The sequence below is a fragment of the Lactobacillus sp. VURO6/B1 (VP7) genome (assembly GCF_058139575.1).
Genome location: NZ_JBVOWJ010000001.1, coordinates 211,956 through 229,176, shown reverse-complemented (window position 1 = coordinate 229,176; position 17,221 = coordinate 211,956). Strand labels below are relative to the sequence as shown.

At 37.1% G+C, this 17,221-nt stretch carries 15 protein-coding genes and 1 pseudogene; 8 read left to right on the top strand and 8 right to left on the bottom strand.

The window, feature by feature from the left end:
* Window positions 1-262: 262 nt before the first annotated feature.
* Window positions 263-1,060 carry a hypothetical protein gene (locus tag ACZ2M0_RS01035; RefSeq protein WP_490058203.1) on the bottom strand — a complete coding sequence of 266 codons (798 nt, stop codon included), beginning with the start codon at window positions 1,058-1,060 and terminating at the stop codon, window positions 263-265.
* 158 nt (window positions 1,061-1,218) lie between these two features.
* Here ACZ2M0_RS01035 and ACZ2M0_RS01030 point away from each other — a divergent pair, with 158 nt between their 5' ends.
* A complete protein-coding gene (locus ACZ2M0_RS01030; protein ID WP_034978190.1) occupies window positions 1,219-1,911 on the top strand; it encodes a 2,3-diphosphoglycerate-dependent phosphoglycerate mutase in 693 nt (230 codons plus the stop codon).
* 487 nt (window positions 1,912-2,398) lie between these two features.
* On the opposite strand, the pseudogene ACZ2M0_RS01025 reads toward ACZ2M0_RS01030, so the two are convergent.
* Together ACZ2M0_RS01025 and ACZ2M0_RS01020 are read right to left on the bottom strand one after the other, a co-directional pair.
* A pseudogene (locus ACZ2M0_RS01025) lies at window positions 2,399-2,740 on the bottom strand (hypothetical protein); the annotation flags it as partial.
* Complete coding sequence (locus tag ACZ2M0_RS01020; RefSeq protein ID WP_122026520.1) at window positions 2,730-3,011, bottom strand: type II toxin-antitoxin system RelB/DinJ family antitoxin; 282 nt, start codon at window positions 3,009-3,011, stop codon at window positions 2,730-2,732. The pseudogene ACZ2M0_RS01025 and the gene ACZ2M0_RS01020, both read right to left, overlap by 11 nt.
* 566 nt (window positions 3,012-3,577) lie before the next feature.
* Between ACZ2M0_RS01020 and ACZ2M0_RS01015 the strand changes: the two genes are divergently transcribed.
* The gene (locus ACZ2M0_RS01015; protein WP_490058202.1) at window positions 3,578-3,910 is read left to right on the top strand and encodes a hypothetical protein; all 333 of its coding nucleotides are present in this window, start codon (window positions 3,578-3,580) and stop codon (window positions 3,908-3,910) included.
* Between the two features lie 71 nt (window positions 3,911-3,981).
* On the opposite strand, the gene lepA is transcribed toward ACZ2M0_RS01015, so the two are convergent.
* From lepA to ACZ2M0_RS00990, 5 genes are all read right to left on the bottom strand, one after another.
* Window positions 3,982-5,796, bottom strand: a complete 1,815-nt coding sequence (lepA, locus tag ACZ2M0_RS01010) for a translation elongation factor 4 (RefSeq protein ID WP_490058201.1) — start codon at window positions 5,794-5,796, stop codon at window positions 3,982-3,984.
* A gap of 1 nt (window position 5,797) precedes the next feature.
* Window positions 5,798-6,484, bottom strand: a complete 687-nt coding sequence (locus ACZ2M0_RS01005) for a TetR/AcrR family transcriptional regulator (protein WP_490058200.1) — start codon at window positions 6,482-6,484, stop codon at window positions 5,798-5,800.
* A gap of 195 nt (window positions 6,485-6,679) precedes the next feature.
* Entirely contained in the window at window positions 6,680-7,648 is a 969-nt protein-coding gene (locus ACZ2M0_RS01000; RefSeq protein ID WP_490058199.1) for an asparaginase, read from the bottom strand.
* A 221-nt stretch (window positions 7,649-7,869) separates the two neighbouring features.
* A complete protein-coding gene (locus ACZ2M0_RS00995) occupies window positions 7,870-8,136 on the bottom strand; it encodes a carboxymuconolactone decarboxylase family protein (RefSeq protein WP_490058198.1) in 267 nt (88 codons plus the stop codon).
* 3 nt (window positions 8,137-8,139) lie between these two features.
* The gene (locus ACZ2M0_RS00990) at window positions 8,140-8,553 is read right to left on the bottom strand and encodes a cupin domain-containing protein (RefSeq protein ID WP_490058197.1); all 414 of its coding nucleotides are present in this window, start codon (window positions 8,551-8,553) and stop codon (window positions 8,140-8,142) included.
* A 198-nt stretch (window positions 8,554-8,751) separates the two neighbouring features.
* On the opposite strand from ACZ2M0_RS00990, the gene ACZ2M0_RS00985 reads away from it, so the two are divergent.
* From ACZ2M0_RS00985 to ACZ2M0_RS00960, 6 genes are all read left to right on the top strand, one after another.
* Complete coding sequence (locus ACZ2M0_RS00985; RefSeq protein ID WP_490058196.1) at window positions 8,752-10,554, top strand: FAD-binding protein; 1,803 nt, start codon at window positions 8,752-8,754, stop codon at window positions 10,552-10,554.
* Window positions 10,555-10,702: 148 nt separating this feature from the next.
* Window positions 10,703-11,593: a LysR family transcriptional regulator gene (locus ACZ2M0_RS00980; RefSeq protein ID WP_490058195.1), complete on the top strand. Its 891-nt coding sequence runs from the start codon at window positions 10,703-10,705 to the stop codon at window positions 11,591-11,593.
* Between the two features lie 357 nt (window positions 11,594-11,950).
* On the top strand, window positions 11,951-13,162 hold the full coding sequence (locus ACZ2M0_RS00975; RefSeq protein ID WP_490058194.1) for an MFS transporter: 1,212 nt from the start codon (window positions 11,951-11,953) through the stop codon (window positions 13,160-13,162).
* A gap of 195 nt (window positions 13,163-13,357) precedes the next feature.
* Window positions 13,358-14,269 (top strand): LysR family transcriptional regulator, encoded by a 912-nt coding sequence (locus tag ACZ2M0_RS00970; RefSeq protein WP_490058193.1) that lies wholly within the window; start codon window positions 13,358-13,360, stop codon window positions 14,267-14,269.
* A 204-nt stretch (window positions 14,270-14,473) separates the two neighbouring features.
* Complete coding sequence (locus ACZ2M0_RS00965; protein ID WP_223902840.1) at window positions 14,474-15,958, top strand: FAD-dependent oxidoreductase; 1,485 nt, start codon at window positions 14,474-14,476, stop codon at window positions 15,956-15,958.
* A gap of 30 nt (window positions 15,959-15,988) precedes the next feature.
* Window positions 15,989-17,209, top strand: coding sequence for an MFS transporter (locus ACZ2M0_RS00960; protein WP_122052919.1), 1,221 nt, complete (start codon window positions 15,989-15,991; stop codon window positions 17,207-17,209).
* Window positions 17,210-17,221: the final 12 nt, after the last annotated feature.

Here is a 17,221-nt window from a genome sequence, read left to right as displayed (position 1 = left end):
CACCCCGATTGAATATCGGAATACGGCCTTAGCAAACATGAATTAATGTTAACGTCCAATTCTAGGGGTTAACTTCAGAGAGTATGATTTTTTAATTTTTTACATAAATTAGGCTTAAAAAAACAGGTTTTTGATGAATTAATTAACCCTAAATTTGCAAGTCTTGGTTTTGTCTCTGGTCAAAGAATTATCTTAGGGGTCTTAAATAAATAAAAACCCCGAAATTTCTCGTTTCGAGGTTACCGTTATATTTTATTTAAAGCTATTTTTTCTTTTTGTTTGTTTTAGGCAGTGGTTTAGCATTAAGGGCATTGGTAGGGATCTTTAAGAAGTCTTTGCTGCCCATGTTGCCATAACTCTGTCCAGCACTAAACTGCATTAGTTTATTTACTTTAACCTTAACTAGATATTCAAAGCTATACATCTTTTTATTTTTAACCACAAGTTTTGCAGTCATACCTTTAATTTTGCTCATTTTGACTAATTTGTGATAGATGGTTTTTTGCTTGGGACTTTGAGTATTGGTAGTAAATATCGGATCTAATGCATCTTTCATCGTTTTCTGGTCTTTGATAGATGCCGTTAATGTATAAGTATGACCTTTTCTGGTCATTTTATAAGCGTTAGTAAGAGCTTTGGGTGGGTCCATCAGCATAGAATTATTAACTATAGAATCAAGTAAATCAGCGTAAGTATGTCCGGTTATTTTGTTAAAATCAGCTTTATACCAGTCACTTGAGCCATTAATATAAACGTGATTGGAATTATCAACCCATTCTTGCGAAGATTGTGTTTTACCTTTAGCTTGCGTTTGGTAGTTAAGTTGAAATACGGTAGGATTGCCACCAAAAAGAGCAGTCGTAGCAACAACTTGCTTAGAAGTATCGGTACCAAGGGTTACGATCTGCTTAGCTTGGCCGCTCTTAAATGATTTCTGTGAACATTTGATTACTTGGCTTTTAGTTAGAATTGGTTCGCTTTGCTTTTTCTGCTTGGAGCATCCACCTGCAACTAGCGCTGCAACTAGGCTCAAGCCCATTAATATTTTTTTGAATTTCATAGTGAGTTAGATATTCCCTTTTCTTATAATCATCATTATATCTATTGTATCGTAAAACTTGAATTTAAAAAATGATTTTTAGTCCTAAACCCTATGAAAACAAAATGTAAATGTGTAAAATAGTAAGTGAAACATTTAATTTGCAAAGGAGATATTTCATGTCAAAATTAGTTTTGATTCGTCACGGACAAAGTGAATGGAACCTTGAAAATAAATTTACTGGCTGGATTGATGTAGATTTATCAGAAAAAGGCGTTGAAGAAGCAAAGAACGCAGGTAAGTTAATTAAGGAACATGGTCTGCAGTTCGATCAAGCTTATACATCTGTTTTAACTCGTGCTATTAAGACTCTACACTATGCTTTGGAAGAAAGCGGCCAACTTTGGGTTCCCGAAACTAAGAGCTGGAGATTAAACGAGCGGCATTACGGTGGCTTGCAAGGCTTAAACAAGAAGGCTACTGCTGACAAATACGGTGATGAACAAGTTCACATTTGGCGTCGTTCATATGATGTTTTGCCACCAAAGATTGAGGATGACTCTAAATATAGCCAAGTTCATGATCGTCGTTATGCCGATCTTGACCCCCACATCATTCCTCGGACTGAGAACTTAAAGGTTTGCTTGGAAAGAGTTATGCCATTTTGGGAAGACCACATTGCTCCAGACCTGTTAGCTGGCAAGAACGTTATTATTGCAGCTCACGGTAATTCACTTCGTGCTTTGACTAAGTACATCGAAAACATTTCTGATGCTGATATTATGAACTTGGAAATGAAGACCGGTGAACCAGTAGTTTACACCTTTGATGACAAGTTGAATGTCACTAACAAAGAAAAATTAGACGACTAATTTTAAACTGCAAAATAAAATTCCTAACTTTCACGGTTAGGAATTTTTTTGTAGTTACAGTTTATTTGTGAATTTTGACAGAAGCGTCAAGTTGCCGACCATATTGTCAGCATGTTCTTTTAATTTTGGAAAAAATAGATCAAGTCTTTTCCAAAAGAAATACTTGATTTATCTTTTTGTCTAAAAATTAATTTTTACATTTTCTACTATAGCAATACCGTGCAAAGTATAGTTTTTTCCAGGAATTGATTCCTTATAAGAAATTGTATTAAACGACATTTCAATGCTTAAAGCTACTAATATAGCTTTTAAAATGAAAAAAGTAAAACATTAGTACAAACAAGATTATTAATGAAATAAAAGAACTAAGTAAAAAACATGGCTACCCGCCATATGCTGAGCAATATATTATCAGAGTGATCTTGCCATAAAGATATTAAAAACCGATCTGTCCAATTACTAGGCAGATCGGTTTTGTTCTTTAGTTTTTGCCTTTTCTTTTGGATTTCAAAGCAATAGCAAAATCAGCAATTTCATTTTGATCTCGCTTACTTAAATGACCGATTCCCTTAAAGGTTAAACCTTTTTGGGGAAAGCGGTAAAGCTTACCAATATCGACCCATGAGGGTTTCATTAAACCGGCAGCTTGCCATTCTTTAATTGGATAATACTGTTGCCTGATATAAGCCGATTTATTTTTGTACTTACTGGTAATTTTATAAGCTTCAACTGTTTGCGCCGAAACCTTGCGAATTAATACTGGTCTACGCTTACCACCATTAGTTTCTACATAACTAACGTATAAGCTAATTAGGTCATTAGTCTTCATTTGGATCATTTAGCCAATTAGCAACTTCTTTAGCGTCTTTAAACTCCACTATTGGAGTATTTTCAGTGGCCTTTAAAAAACGTAACTCTGCTCGTTCTGTTTCACTTAAAGTTGGCTTAAAGGGAAAAGCACCATCTGCAACGATTTGCTTATAAAGCATGTTAATAGCCGTGGTGGGTGTTAGGCCCAACTCACTTAAAACTGCTTCGGTATTTTCAGCCAAGTTTTTATCAATTTGTACTTGAACTCTTTTTTTATCTTTAACTGCCATGACTATCTCGCCTCTCTCAAATAGTACTCTAATTGTACTACTGTTTGAGTGCTACTTCAATTTCTATGCCTTTTTGGGCTTTTGCTTTAATTTTAACCGCTTCGCTACTGCTTATTTTTAATTTCTTCGTCTGACCAAATGTGGCTTTTCCCTTGATCTTGTATAATAGATATTATAAAGAATTTTACTTAGGTAAGAATCTGTTCAGACAACTAAATATCAATATTTAACAAAAATTAGGTGCTCTTCAACTTAGCTACGTAATACTGAAATTAGTAAGACTAAAATAATATCGATATTGGGCTTGATACTCTTGAACATTTAAATCGTGAAGATGTAATGTTGTACATTGATTATCTTAAGAATGGCCAAAATAAACAGGGGGAGTATAACTTTCCCACATTTAAAAATTAGAAAGCAACGTTATCATGCTCCAAAGGGAGACAAAGCCCTATTTTTACCTATATTTATCGTAGGCTGGTTAAATCGCTAATTAAAGAAAAAGAAATTTCAAACTGGATTTAAAAATTGCAGGTCAGTGTTTCAAAAATTTTGACTTAAGGGATGTGAATTCTTTACCAAGCTTTAAGAATTACTCTGGCAAAAGTAGTTATTCAGCTACTATAACAATCGCTAAACTTTCAGGTGAGTTTTTAATTAATCTAGGACAAATCGGTGAAGTCGCTGAACTAAAGGTTAATGGCAGATTAGTGGGAAGAACAATTGAGCAAAACTCAACTTTTGCTATAACACCATTCTTAAAAGTAGGTCCAAATAAAATTGAAATTGATACGGTAAATAACTTGGCTATTAAAATTCAAGATCCAGAATCCCAATTTGGTATTATTCCACTAGCTGGATTAATCGGGCCAGTAAAGTTAGAGATCTATCAAGGCTGAAAATAAGAAAGACAATCAATTACGTAAAAATAATTGATTGTCTTTTTCTTGAAATGGGTGGTGAAAAATTTCTAATCCGGTTCATTAATATTTAAAATGGCATCGAACACGCTCTGCGGCAATTTAATATCACTTTTAACAGCTTGTCTTTTGTTTAAACTTTGTCTGCGTAAAAGTTGCTGTTTCTTCGAAATACTTCTTTTTTCACCGTTAACAGCCGCATTTTTACGTAAAGGTGGCACGTCAACTCTGGCAATTGCTTTGTTTTCCACCATTGCTTGCACAGGCATGGGGTATAAACGCCGCGGCACAGTATACTTCAATTTTTTTACTAATTTATGGGCAATTAAATCGGCTTTTTGCCGCGGCACAATAATATCGAGAGCATCGACAGCAGCATAGTTAATCTGAATTTGAATTTTGACTACATCCACTAGTTCGTAATCCAAAAATTCCGTATCAAGAGTCGCAAAGCCATGAGTAATTGATTTTAGGCTATTGAAAAAGTCATAGGCAATTTCAGACACCGGCAGTTTGTATGTTAATGTGACTAAATCTTGTTGGTTGTCCAAGTTGACCATTTCCCCAAAATGCTGGTCACATAATTTCATGACAGCACCCAAGTATTCATTGGGCGTGGTAATTACGGCCTTAACGTAGGATTCAGTGACGTAGTCAATTTCAGAAAAATCAGGAAATTTAGCTGGGTTAGTGATGGTGAGGTATTCTTGCTTAGGCTGAGGCTGCTTGAGGTAAACGTGATAGGTGGCATTGGGCGCGGTCGTCAACACTTCCACATGATATTCATCGCGCAGTCGCTCCTGGATTATTTGCAAATGAAAAATACCTAAAAAGCCGCAACGAAAGCCGGCATCAAGTGCTTCAGACTGTTCCGGGGTGTAATGAAAGGCTGAATCATTGAGAGCAAGCTTACTGATAGCCTGTTTTAAAGCCTCATAGCTGGTATTTCCTTTAGGATAAAAACCGGCATAAACCATTGACTGCGCCGGCTTAAAGTGGAGAATGGCATTTTTAGTCGGATTTTCTGCAGCGGTTAAGGTATCGCCAACCTGGACGCTGGCAACATCCTTAATCCCAGTCACAAGATAGCCGACTTCTCCCGCATTTAATTCCTTTACCGGCTTCATATCTGGCGTGAAGATTCCCACTGCTTGAGCATTAAATGTGCTGCCGTTCTGCATTAATTCCAGTTTTTGTTGGCTTTTTAACGTGCCGTCAATTAGTCTAACGTCCGCAATAATTCCCTGATAGGAATCGTATTGCGAGTCAAAAATCAGTGCCTTAAGTGCTGCATCGGGTTTTCCCTGAGGAGCTGGGATTTTTTGGTAAATTGCTTCTAATACTTGATGAACATTTTCTCCTGTTTTAGCAGAAATTTTTAAAATATCCACATCAGCGAATTCGGGACGCAGCGCACGAATTTGCGCTTCTGTTGCCGCAACGTCAGCAGCCGCATTATCAATCTTATTAATCACCGGAATGATGGTCAAGTTATGCTTTAAAGCTAAACGTAAGTTGGCTACGGTTTGTGCTTGTACACCCTGAGTTGCGTCGACCAGTAAAATAGCACCATCACTGGCAGCCAGACTTTTAGAAACTTCGTAAGAAAAATCAACGTGCCCTGGGGTATCGATTAAATTGTATTCGTATTCCTGACCGTTATCTGCTTGATAAAAGTTACGCACTGATCTTGATTTGACTGTTACACCATGAGCCTGTTCAACTTCCATGCTGTCTAGTAATTGGTCACTTAACTGCCTTTTGCTCACAGTATCAGTTTGTTCCATAATTCTGTCAGCTAAGGTTGATTTACCATGATCAATATGAGCAATTATGGCAAAATTTCTGATGTTCGCGAGTTTCATTTTATTTATTTCCCTCCAGTTTTTGTTGCAATCCTTGTAAGTAAAACAACATTATTTGATTGGCTTCCTGTTCGAGATCAATTTGAAATCCCTTAAAATCAACGGGTAACTGGTCATGATGAAATTCGTCCAAGTTCATCATGTTCATGAGTCCGCTAATTATGGCGCTTTGAATAATAAAAAGGTGACTGGCCTGTTTAACGCTTAATAGTGTGATTCTTGCAGCAATCGCCTGTCCCAGTTGCTGGTTTATTTCATATAGTTTTTCTCGACCGGCCAAAGTTTGTTCTCTGTCAGCCACTGCTTCTAAAATTGGCCCCCGTAATGCGTTAAGCCGCAATAAATCGGGCCTTTCACGTATTAACAGGTGATTTTGTTCTAATAAAAAAGCAGTAAAGTCATTCCAAGAAGTGATACTTGCAGTTTTTTGAAAACGCTGGCGTACTTCTTTGAGGTAGTCTTGATAACCAGAAAGCAGCAGATACATAAAGATGTTTTCTTTGGTTTTAAAGTAATTAAATAGTGTGCCTTTGGCTACGCCTGATTCATGTGCAATTTGCGCCATGGATATTTGGTTAAAATCATTTTTTTGAAATAATTTACTGGCAGCAGCCGCAATTAGCTGCTTTTTGGCTTCTTTTTCTCTGGGAGTTAAGACATACATAATGACATTTTGTGCTCCTTTCATTCAATAATGACCAACGGTCATTTTACAAATAATTACCAATTTTTGCAAGAAAAGAGCCTGGGAAAAAAGTGCTCTTTGAAGTTAAATTAAAAAATTTCACAATTTAAAAAGACTGACAAATCAACGTTTTATTGACGTGATTTGTCAGCCTTTTTAGTTAAGTTAGAGTTTTTTCCCAGACTCTTCATTGCTGATTTAATTATTAATGTATTTCTTTAATTGCTCATTTTTCAGACCAGCACTTAAACCAACTAAGAGTTTAATTCTGGCCTTTTGGCCATTAAGGCCGCGGCAGAAGATAATACCCATTTTGGCTAAGCCAACACCACCGCCCTCGTAATCATAGACTGGTTCGGCGATACCGTTAAAGCAGCGTGAAACCAGAACTAGCGGAATATTATTATCGAGCAATTTTTGCAGTGCTGGCAGTGTTTGTGGCGGCATGTTGCCGGCACCTAAAGCTTCAATCACTATTCCTCTAGTTGTCGGTTTATCCAAGGCTTGAAAAATTTCTGGTCCCATTCCTGCATAGGCCTTTACCAGATAGATATTTGCAACGACATGATCAATAGGTAAATGTTGCTGCGGGTTAATTGTTTGCACGTAATTGACGTGGCCTTCTGAAACTACGCCAATTGGACCAAAAGTGGCTGTCCGAAAAGTAGCTACGTTGGTGGTATGAGTTTTGGTGACATAACGGGCTGGATGAATTTCATCATTCATGACTACTACAACGCCCTTACCGATGGAAGCAGCAGAACTGGCTACCATAATTGCAGTCCTGAAATTGTACAGGCCGTCACTGCCAATTTCGTTAGAAGAACGCATGGCTCCGGTTACTACGACAGGCATTTTGCTGGAGATGGTTAGGTCTAAAAATAATGCTGTTTCTTCTAAAGTATCAGTGCCGTGAGTTACGACTGCGCCAAAAAAGCCTTCTGCTTCAGCTTGGCGGATACGCAAGGAGAGCTGTAACATGCGCTCTGGTGTCATATGAGGAGAAGGCAAGTTGAAAATTTCTTCAGTAACTATCTGGACATCATTATTAACGTTTAAAGAGAGGTCAGCCAAGGGATTTTGACTGTTAGGCTTAATTTTTCCATTTTCATCTTCTGACATTGAAATGGTGCCACCAGTATGTAAAATCAGAATTTTTTTACTCATAATAGGTTTTTGCTCCTGTAATTTCTTTAATTAATACTTCTACAGGTTAGCATAAAATTAGGGATGCAGAAACCGTTAAAGACTATAGATTTTAGACATAAAATAGTCCCCAAATTTGTCCTAAATTTGGGTGTCACTTCAAAAAGGCCAGCTGCTTTAAATTAAAGGTTTTAATCAGTGAAAATTTCTTTTGCTAAATCAAAAGCAGACCAAGCCTTCGGTCAGCCGCAATAAAATGCCAAATGAGTAATCAGTTCGACCATTTCGTCTTTCGTAATGCCGTTCTTTTTGCCCATAATCATATGTGATTTAAGTTGAGGAAAAGCTCCTTGTGCCATTAATGCGGCACAAGTAATTAAACTACGGTCATGAGCAGACAACTTGTCCTCTCTTGACCAGACTTCACCAAATAAAACATCATCATTCAATTCTGCAAATTTAGGTGCAAAATCACCTAAGTTATCTCTACCAGCTGTTTGCTTTTTCATTTTTTAATCCTCCAATTTTCCATATTCTTCATCTGTGACTGTTTCGAGCCACTTGGGTGTTCCCGCAGTGATAGCAATATGCGCAAACCAACTGTCTTTAGTTGCGCCATGCCAATGTTTAACACTGTCATGAACGACCACTACATCACCAGGATGCAATTTACGAGGCGCTTTGCCTTCTTCTTGATACCAGCCCGTACCAGCTGTTGCTAACAAAATCTGAAAGCCGCCAATATGCTGGTGCCAGTTGTTGCGACAACCGGGTTCAAAACTGACATTTGAGACGCTGACATTAATATCAGGATCACTAACTAAACTTTGCAGGTAGCTTTGACCCTTAAAATATTTTTGATAAGCAGTATTCTTTTCACCCAAAGCAAAAATACCATCTTGCACATCACTTTTATGATCGTCCATTTTTTTAACTCCTTTATATTTGATTTAATAAGATTACTTTAATTCTTAAAGTGAACTTTAAGTCAAGTTGTTTTAACAGATGAGTTCAATGAGTTTTATTAATAATGATTATTGTTTTTTGAATAGTATATATTGGAAAAATATAATGTGATAAAATTAATTTGATAAATGAAAGCGATTTATACAAAGGAGATTTATATGATTTATCATAAAGATTTTGCATGGGATGCCAATTATGATGTTGTTGTTTTAGGATTTGGCGGTGCTGGTGCCACCGCTGCTCGGTTTGCGTCTGATCATGACGCTAAAGTGCTGCTAGTTGATGCAGCTCCTGAAGGGCACGAAGGTGGTAATACCCGGTATTCTGCCCAATTAATTGGTACTGGCAATGACTTTAATGAGTTGAAAAAGTATTATCAGAAACTAACAGCGCCAATGGAACTTGACGAAGAGATGATTGATACTTATGTCGACGGGATGGTGCACATTCCTGAATATGTTTCAAAATATTTAGGTGTTAAACCAAATAGTGCTAAGGAATATGCCCCTGACAAAAGTTATGCTTTCAGAGAATTTCCGGAATTTCCAGGTTCAGAGTCCTACGATTTTACCACTGTCACTAAACATTGGTTTGATGCTTCCTTATGGCAGATTTTAAAGGAGCAGGTAGTTAAGCGGCAAGACCAGATTGATGTTTTGTACAGTACGCCTGCTCAAGAACTAATTCAAGATCCGGAAACTAAAAAGATTTACGGGGTAGTGATTAAGCGTGACGGTAAGCTGCTCAAAGTTCAGGCTAAAAATGGTGTTGTCATGACTACCGGTGGTTTTGAAAATAATCAAAGAATGATTGAAGACTTTATTGGCGCCAAAAGACTGGCACCTTTAGGCACCCTTTACAACAAAGGTGATGGTCTGAGAATGGCCCTGGAAGCTGGCGCTGATTTTTGGCATTTACATAATTATGAGTCTTTAGGTCTGCTTCATGGTATGACTTTTGCGGTACCAGCGGGACAACGCGGTCGCTTAATGCTGGGAGCCCAAAATGAAGCTGTTTCTAGCGGTAGTGCCTTTGTTGTAGGTGATGACGGTACCAGATACTTTAATGAAGCAGAAGAAAACCGCCATGGCCATATCAAGAATCATGGTCAATGGAAAGTGCCGCTAAATCAAGAGCACCCATACTTGATTTTTGATGAAACTAAAAAGCATGAATTAGATAGCGATAAAATTATTGGCGATTACAAACCATACACAGAAAATGTTATCAAGGCTGACACTGCTGCCGAATTAGCCGATAAAATTGGTGTTGAACCGGCAGTTTTGTCTGACACTCTCAGTCGTTTCAATCAAGCATGTCAAAAGCAAGATGATCCCGAATTTAGAAGAGATCCAGCAACTTTACGTGCATTTACTGGTAACACAATTTATGCCGTCAAACTAGAACAAACTATGCTTAATACGCAAGGTGGACCTAGAAGAAATAAGAATGCCGAAATTTTAGATACCAGAGGTAAAGCAATTCCTAATCTTTATTCTGCTGGTGAACTTGGCGGTATCTGTGCTAACCAATATCAAGGTGGCAATAATTTGGCAGAATGTTTGATTTGGGGCAAGATTGCTGGAGAAAATGCGGCTAAACCAAAGGCTGATGAAACAACCGATGCAGCAAGTGGTGCTACTATGCCTGAAAAGCACTTAACTTCAGATCTTAAACACGAAACCTATGAAACAGGAGAGAACCAATACATTGGTAAATCTACTAAAGGCATGGGTGATGAAATAGTTGTCCGGGTAACTGTTGATGAGCAAAAGAACCTAAAGAATATTGAAGTTTTGAAACAGGCTGAGTCGGATGACTATGGCTTGAAAGCTATCAAGACTTTACCTGCCAAAATGGTTCAAGAAAATACCGTTGATGTTGATGCAGTCAGTGGTGCCTCGAGTTCATCGCGTGGTCTCAAAGATGCAGTTAGGGATGCGCTAAGTAAAATAAAATAGTAAGTATTGCTAAAGAGGGTCATCAATATTAAATGGCCCTTTTGTATAGCTCAAAACAGTAACTAATAGGGCAGTCTTTTTTAAGCATGTTGATTTTTAGTATAATATACACAGGAAGAAAATTTTGCTAATTTGATGAGGTAATAAAATGAACTTTACACAATTACGATGTTTTATCAAGGCTGTTGATAATTCCAGCTTTACACTTGCTGCTAGAGAATTGAACTTTACTCAACCTGCAATTTCAAAAAATATTAGAGATTTAGAAAATGAGTTGGAAATTACCCTTATAATTCGGGAGCATCATCGCATTACTCTTACCAAAGCCGGCAGATATTTTTATAAAATTGCACGTAACATGGTCGATGACATGGACAACACAACTGAATTTCTGAAAAGTCAAAAAGGTAGGATTGGAAGTTCATTAAGAATAGGTGTTTGTGAAATACCACTAGAAGAAGAGATATTACCAGCAGTTTTGCGTAAATTACGTGCATATGATAGCAATCTTGATATCCAGTTTATCAATGTAGAAGAGACTTCAATTTCTGAAATTTTAAATCATCATGTAGATATTTGCTTGGTTTCATATGATACTGTGGCAGCAATCCAAAATATTCAGTTTGTAAAATTAATTACCGGTAAATTTTTGGTTGCTTGTCCTGTCAATTCCGCTTTAAGTAAACAGCAAATGATTACTTTATCAGATTTGCAAAAGCAAAGAGTCTTTTTGTTTGATCCAAACAGTACACTCAATTTTAAAACGCAGAATGATTTAATATCGGGAATAGGTGTTAAACACATTAAATTTGTCCGTGATTTTTTCAAAATGAAACTGTATGTCAAAGCCAGCTGGGGCTACGGTGTTATACCAAATTTTGCTAAAGATTATGATAAAACAGCTATTAAATACGTTACTTTAGATTATCCGGCCATTTCACCTTATGGCATTGCCTATATCAATTCGTCAGTCCAAGACATGGATGTTGCAAAAGTAATCAATACTTTTAAGCGAGTCTGTGTCCACGTGTTAGAGTAAAAAATACAAAAATATGTTGATAAGTCACAAAAGTCAATCACTTTTGTGGCTTTTTTAGCATTCCATTTAGTTATTCTTAATTCTAATGGTCTTGTCTTAATAAGTTTTCTAAATGTTACTTTGAGAAGAGTAAGAGCTTGAACTAGAAGGGATGAAATTTAATGGGAAAAGTTTTTGTGAAAGCAATTACTTATTTTGTACGTGTGAATATTCTACATAGAAAAATACTGACGTAAGAAAAAATAATATTTTATTTAGTAATTATATTTATGAGTATAGATTTGCTTCAAATTTTTAATGAATAATAGTCTAACTTTAGATAAATTTGTGAAAAGTATTCATGAAAGGACTTTTAAGATGGATAAAGAACAACTACCTAAACTATCGAATTATAGGTGGGTAATTTTGGCAATTGCCGCTTTAATGGATGTCATTAGTAATTATGTGCAGTTTCAAATTTCCGCGCTGGCTACACAGATCATGCCGGCTTTGCACATTACGCCTCCGCAATTTTCCAGTTTACTTATGGCGCCAATGTTAATTGCAGTTTTTTTAAGTATACCAGCTGGTTCACTTGCTGATAAGTTTGGGGCAAAAAAGGTAGTAAGTATAGGTTGCATTATATCGGTAATCGGTGCCTTTGGCAGACTATTTGCTAAAGATTTTTGGTCAATGATGATCATGTTATTAATGTTTGGTGTGTACATGTCATTATTAAACGCAAATACAATAAAAATTTTTGGTATTTGGTTCAAGCAAGATACTAACATGGCTATGGGAGTTTTCTTTGCTTCTGCTGGAATTGGTGCCGCTCTTTCGCAAATTACGGGTTCTTTTTTCCCAAGTGTCAATGCAGCATATATCTTTTCATCAATAGTTTTATTAATTTTAGCTATTTGCTGGATTGTGTTTGTTAAAGATGCCCCTGAAGGAGAAAGCATTCAAAAAAAGCAAACTGTTGATTCTGAATCAACGATAAAATACTTTGAAGTTGCCGCTAAAAGTAAAAAAACGTGGTTAATTGCAATTTGTGGCGGCCTAGGTTCTGCTGCTTCGACAGCATTTTCCGGTATACTGCCTCAAGCATTTGCTGCTAGAGGGATGTCAGACGCAACTGCAGGAATTATTGCTTCAGTTGCCTCTTTTGGCAGTCTTTTTGCTGCCTTACTGGGGCCAGCTATTATTGCTAAACTTAAAAAGGCAAAAGGATTCATGATTTCCGTAACTTTAGTTTCAGCAATTTTAATGGCAATAACTTGGTTTGTTCCTGCCGAATTGCCATTAGTTATAAGCTTAGTAGCTGGAGGCTTGTTCGGGTCAATGACTGGACCGATTATGCAGGCTATGCCTATTCAATTTCCTGAAATTGGTCCAAAATATGCTGGTTCTGCAGGTGGCTTAATAGGAACAGTAACTTTATTACTTGCTTATGTAGTTCCAATTCTTATTTCCTTAATTGCTGGACGTAGTTATATTTTTACTTTCTTCATTCAAGGTATTGTTATTGCTTTAACAGCAATTTTCATTGCTATACTACCTGATGCTAATAATGTTAATAAACGTAGGTGATTTTTAATCAAAAAAGTGTAAGATTCTCTAAAGCATAAATAGAATTTTGCTTTTTTTATCCTCATCGGCAAAAATAATAGTAGTAACAAGTAAATCAAGTATGGATTCTACTTTTGGCAAATTTATTTTTACGAAAAATTTTTAGTATAATATACACAGAAAGAAAATTTTTTGTTAATTTGATGAGGTAATAAAATGAATTTCACTCAATTACGCTGTTTTATTAAGGCCATAGATAATTCCAGTTTTACTATTGCAGCTGAGCGCTTAAATTTCTCCCAGTCGGCAGTTTCTAAAAATATTAAGGATCTTGAGGATACACTGGGGGTAACTTTAATCAATCGTGCTCATCACCGTATTTCCTTAACAAGCGCTGGCAAGTACTTCTATCGTGTTGCGCGCAATGTGGTAGATGATATGGATTACACGGTAGCATACTTGCAAAGCAAAAAGAATGACCCTGAAACGCTTTTAAGAATAGGGGTCTGCGATACACCGTTTGAACAAAAAATTCTGCCCATTTTTTTGCGCAAATTGCGTGAATCTGGGAGTAATTTGAACATCCAGTTTGTCTTTGTACTCAACAATTCTATTGGTGAGCTTCTTAACCATCATGTTGATTTGTGTGCAATTGCCCGAGAAGATGTTGATGTTGTTGAAGATATTCACTTCGAACCAATGGTTCAGGGTAAAGTGGTAGCAGCTTGCCCAGAAGGTTCTCCTTTAGCAGAAAAATCTAAGATTTCTATTTCAGATTTAATTGATCGTGACGTATTTTTACTTGATCCTAACAGTTCTTTAAATGTACAGTTGAATTTTCAAACTACTTTGATCAATAAATTAGGAATGGAACATATTAAATTTGTACAAGATTTTTTGGCCATGGATATTTATGTTAGAGGTGGCTGGGGCTATGGTATTTTGCCCAACTTCATTGCAGATTATCAATCAGAGGGAATTAAATATATTCCCATTGATTATCATGATATTTCACCATATGGAATTGCATACATGGAAAGTTTTACTAATGATTCTGTACTTGAAAAAGTGGCCAGTACATTAAAAAAAGCAATAAACGAATATTTATCTGAGAATAAAAATAAGTAATGCACAAATAAAAGTTGTTTTTGGAATGCTTGTAATCAGCGCTTAAACGTTGATCTTACAAGCATTTTTATTTTGCCCTTTTAAATTGTTATGTTCTGTATTCCATTTAGTAATTCTTAATTCTAAATATGGTGCATAAATTCACTTGATTCATAGTATTATGAAAACGGTTAAAGGATTTGTTTAAAGAAGTGAGGTATAAAAATGGAAAATACTTATGATGTCATTATTGCTGGTGCCAGCAATGCTGGCGCAATGGCAGCTTGTGCTGCTGCTGAAAAGGGAGCAAAAGTTCTCCTGATTGATAAGCAAGGAAGTTCAAGATTTTTATTCCGTTCATTCTTTGCTGCGTTGGACAGTAACGCCCAAAGAAGAGCAGGAATTAAAGTTGATAAAGCTAAACTAATGAACTTTTTAACCTTGTTCTTCCAAGATAACGTTGATGAACGTTTATTGTGGACTTGGGCAAATCATGCAGACGAAACTGCCAATTGGCTTGAAGATAATATTTTGAAACCAAATGGCGGTGTTTTGAGACCACAAAAAGATGCCCACTATGAAACTGTTGTTAATACAGCTTTCAATACTGAGTTAGCAATTGCAACACCTGATAATGGCTGGGCTCATTATGGCGATTGGGTAATTGATAAGGTTAAAGAATTAGGAGTAACCCTTAAATACAACACTAGATTAGAAGAATTAGTGACAGATGATAGTGGTGCAGTAACCGGTGTAATTACCAGTGATCGTGAAAGTGGCGAAAAGACTGAGTATAAAGCTAATAAGGGTGTCATCATTTGTACTGGCGGTTACGGTGCCAATGTTGAATTGATGAAGAAATGGGATCCACTTGGCTACAAGAAGAATGTTTATTCAGATGGACCTCGTGATGATGGTTCAGGTATTCTTGCTGGCCTTAAAGTCGGTGCCGCTCGCGATGAAGAACCAGCTGAAATCATTTTTGACCGTGGTGCAGTTCCTGTTGGCACTAAGGCTGAAGACCATTATGTCATTGACTTTAAGGATCCAGGCTACTTCTGGATGGGTGCTTACCCACTACTAAAAGTTAACTTAAAAGGTGAGCGTTTCGGCAACGAAAGTGTACCTTACCAATTTGATATTAATGCAATGGCTAAGCAACCAGGCTACCTGGAAGCACAAATTTGGTCTGAAGATACTATGGATCACTTGGCACAATTTGATACTCAAGGTTGTTCTCGTTTAGGCTGGCCTGGTATTTACAATACTGAGGAGAACAAAGAAGAGATTCAACGCAGAATTGATGACGGCCTGGTCAAGAAAGCAGATACCATTGAAGAATTAGCTGAAAAATTGAATTTGCCAAAAGATAACCTAGTTAACAGTGTTAAACGCTATAACGAAATGTGTGAAAAAGGCGTAGATACCGACTTTGGTAAAGAGAAGTTCAGATTATTCCCAGTAGATAAAGCGCCATACTATGGTGTCATCATGGGCGGACGCTTGCTTGCTACTCTGGATGGTTTACGGATCAATACTAAGATGGAAGTTATTGACCAGAATGGTGATCCAATTCCTCACCTATACGCAGCTGGTAACGCCAGTGGTGGTTTCTTCTGGGGCAGTTATCCAGATAGAATTCCTGGCCTTACTTGCAGTCACGCCCAGACCTTTGGTCGTCTAGCCGGACAATATGCTGCTGAAAATTAGTTTTTATCATAAAAGGAGTTTTTATATATCATGGATGAAAAACAGTTACCTAAGCTTTCAAATTATAGGTGGGTAATCTTAGCAATAGCTGCCTTGCTTGACGCAATTAGTAGTTACATTCAATTTCAGATCTCTGCTTTAGCTGTCCAAATTATGCCAGCACTGCATATTTCACCAGCACAATTTCAAAGTTTATTAATGGCACCAATGCTTATAGCAGTTTTCTTAAGTATTCCTGCCGGCTCTCTTGCTGATAAGTTCGGAGCTAAGAAAATCGTTTCTGTTGGTTTAGTTATCTCAGTACTAGGTGCATATGGTCGCCTTTTTGCTAATAACTTTATCACAATGTTTATTTTCCTGTTACTTTTTGGAGTTTATATGGCTTTGTTAAATGCTAATACTTTGAAAATCTTTGGTACCTGGTTTAAACAAGATACTAATACAGCTATGGGTGTCTTCTTTGCTTCTGCCAGTGTCGGAATTATGCTATCCCAAGCTACCAGTTCTTTATTCCCGACTGTTGAAAAGGCATATATCTTTTCGTCAACGGTACTATTGGTTTTAGCTGTTTGCTGGATGATCTTTGTTAAAGACACTCCTAAGGGTGAAGAAGTTCCACAACCTCAAACAGAACAAGGCAAATCTGAGTCATCGTTTGAATTCTTCAAGGCTGCTGCTAAAAGTAAGAAAACTTGGTATGTTGCTTTAGCCGTTGGTTTTGGTATGGGTGCTAGTGAAGCCTTTTCCGGCATTTTGCCCCAAGCATTTGCTGCTAGGGGAATGACTCCTGCAGCTGCTGGTGTGGTTGCTTCTGTTGCTACTATTGGTAGTTTAGCAGGTTCACTCTTTGGCCCAGCAATTATCAATAAGGCCAAAAAGGCTAAACCAATGATGATTGTTATTACTGCTCTTGGTGGTCTGTTGATGGCCATAACTTGGTATATTCCATTAGGAATGCCATTAAGCATTGCACTAATCCTTGGCGGCGTATTTGGCGCTATGACTGGTCCTATTATGCAGGCTATGCCAATTACATTCCCAGAGATCGGTCCTAAGAACGCTGGTAGTGCTGGTGGACTTGTTGGTACAGTATCACTGCTATTATCATTCTTCCTGCCAGTTATTATTTCTTCAATTGCTGGTAAGAACTATGCATTAACCTTTATTATTCAAGGTCTTGTCTTTGTAGTCCAAATTATCGTACTGGCAGTTTTACCAGACGCAAACGCTGCTCGTCGTCATGCTGAATAAGATTTTTTAAAG

Bases quoted from the DNA above. Each gene is read 5' to 3' on its own strand.
- ACZ2M0_RS01035 (WP_490058203.1), bottom strand. From the start codon at position 1,060: ATGAAATTCAAAAAAATATTAATGGGCTTGAGCCTAGTTGCAGCGCTA.
- ACZ2M0_RS01030 (WP_034978190.1), top strand. From the start codon at position 1,219: ATGTCAAAATTAGTTTTGATTCGTCACGGACAAAGTGAATGGAACCTT.
- ACZ2M0_RS01020 (WP_122026520.1), bottom strand. From the start codon at position 3,011: ATGGCAGTTAAAGATAAAAAAAGAGTTCAAGTACAAATTGATAAAAAC.
- lepA (WP_490058201.1), bottom strand. From the start codon at position 5,796: ATGAAACTCGCGAACATCAGAAATTTTGCCATAATTGCTCATATTGAT.
- ACZ2M0_RS01005 (WP_490058200.1), bottom strand. From the start codon at position 6,484: ATGAAAGGAGCACAAAATGTCATTATGTATGTCTTAACTCCCAGAGAA.
- ACZ2M0_RS01000 (WP_490058199.1), bottom strand. From the start codon at position 7,648: ATGAGTAAAAAAATTCTGATTTTACATACTGGTGGCACCATTTCAATG.
- ACZ2M0_RS00995 (WP_490058198.1), bottom strand. From the start codon at position 8,136: ATGAAAAAGCAAACAGCTGGTAGAGATAACTTAGGTGATTTTGCACCT.
- ACZ2M0_RS00990 (WP_490058197.1), bottom strand. From the start codon at position 8,553: ATGGACGATCATAAAAGTGATGTGCAAGATGGTATTTTTGCTTTGGGT.
- ACZ2M0_RS00985 (WP_490058196.1), top strand. From the start codon at position 8,752: ATGATTTATCATAAAGATTTTGCATGGGATGCCAATTATGATGTTGTT.
- ACZ2M0_RS00980 (WP_490058195.1), top strand. From the start codon at position 10,703: ATGAACTTTACACAATTACGATGTTTTATCAAGGCTGTTGATAATTCC.
- ACZ2M0_RS00975 (WP_490058194.1), top strand. From the start codon at position 11,951: ATGGATAAAGAACAACTACCTAAACTATCGAATTATAGGTGGGTAATT.
- ACZ2M0_RS00970 (WP_490058193.1), top strand. From the start codon at position 13,358: ATGAATTTCACTCAATTACGCTGTTTTATTAAGGCCATAGATAATTCC.
- ACZ2M0_RS00965 (WP_223902840.1), top strand. From the start codon at position 14,474: ATGGAAAATACTTATGATGTCATTATTGCTGGTGCCAGCAATGCTGGC.
- ACZ2M0_RS00960 (WP_122052919.1), top strand. From the start codon at position 15,989: ATGGATGAAAAACAGTTACCTAAGCTTTCAAATTATAGGTGGGTAATC.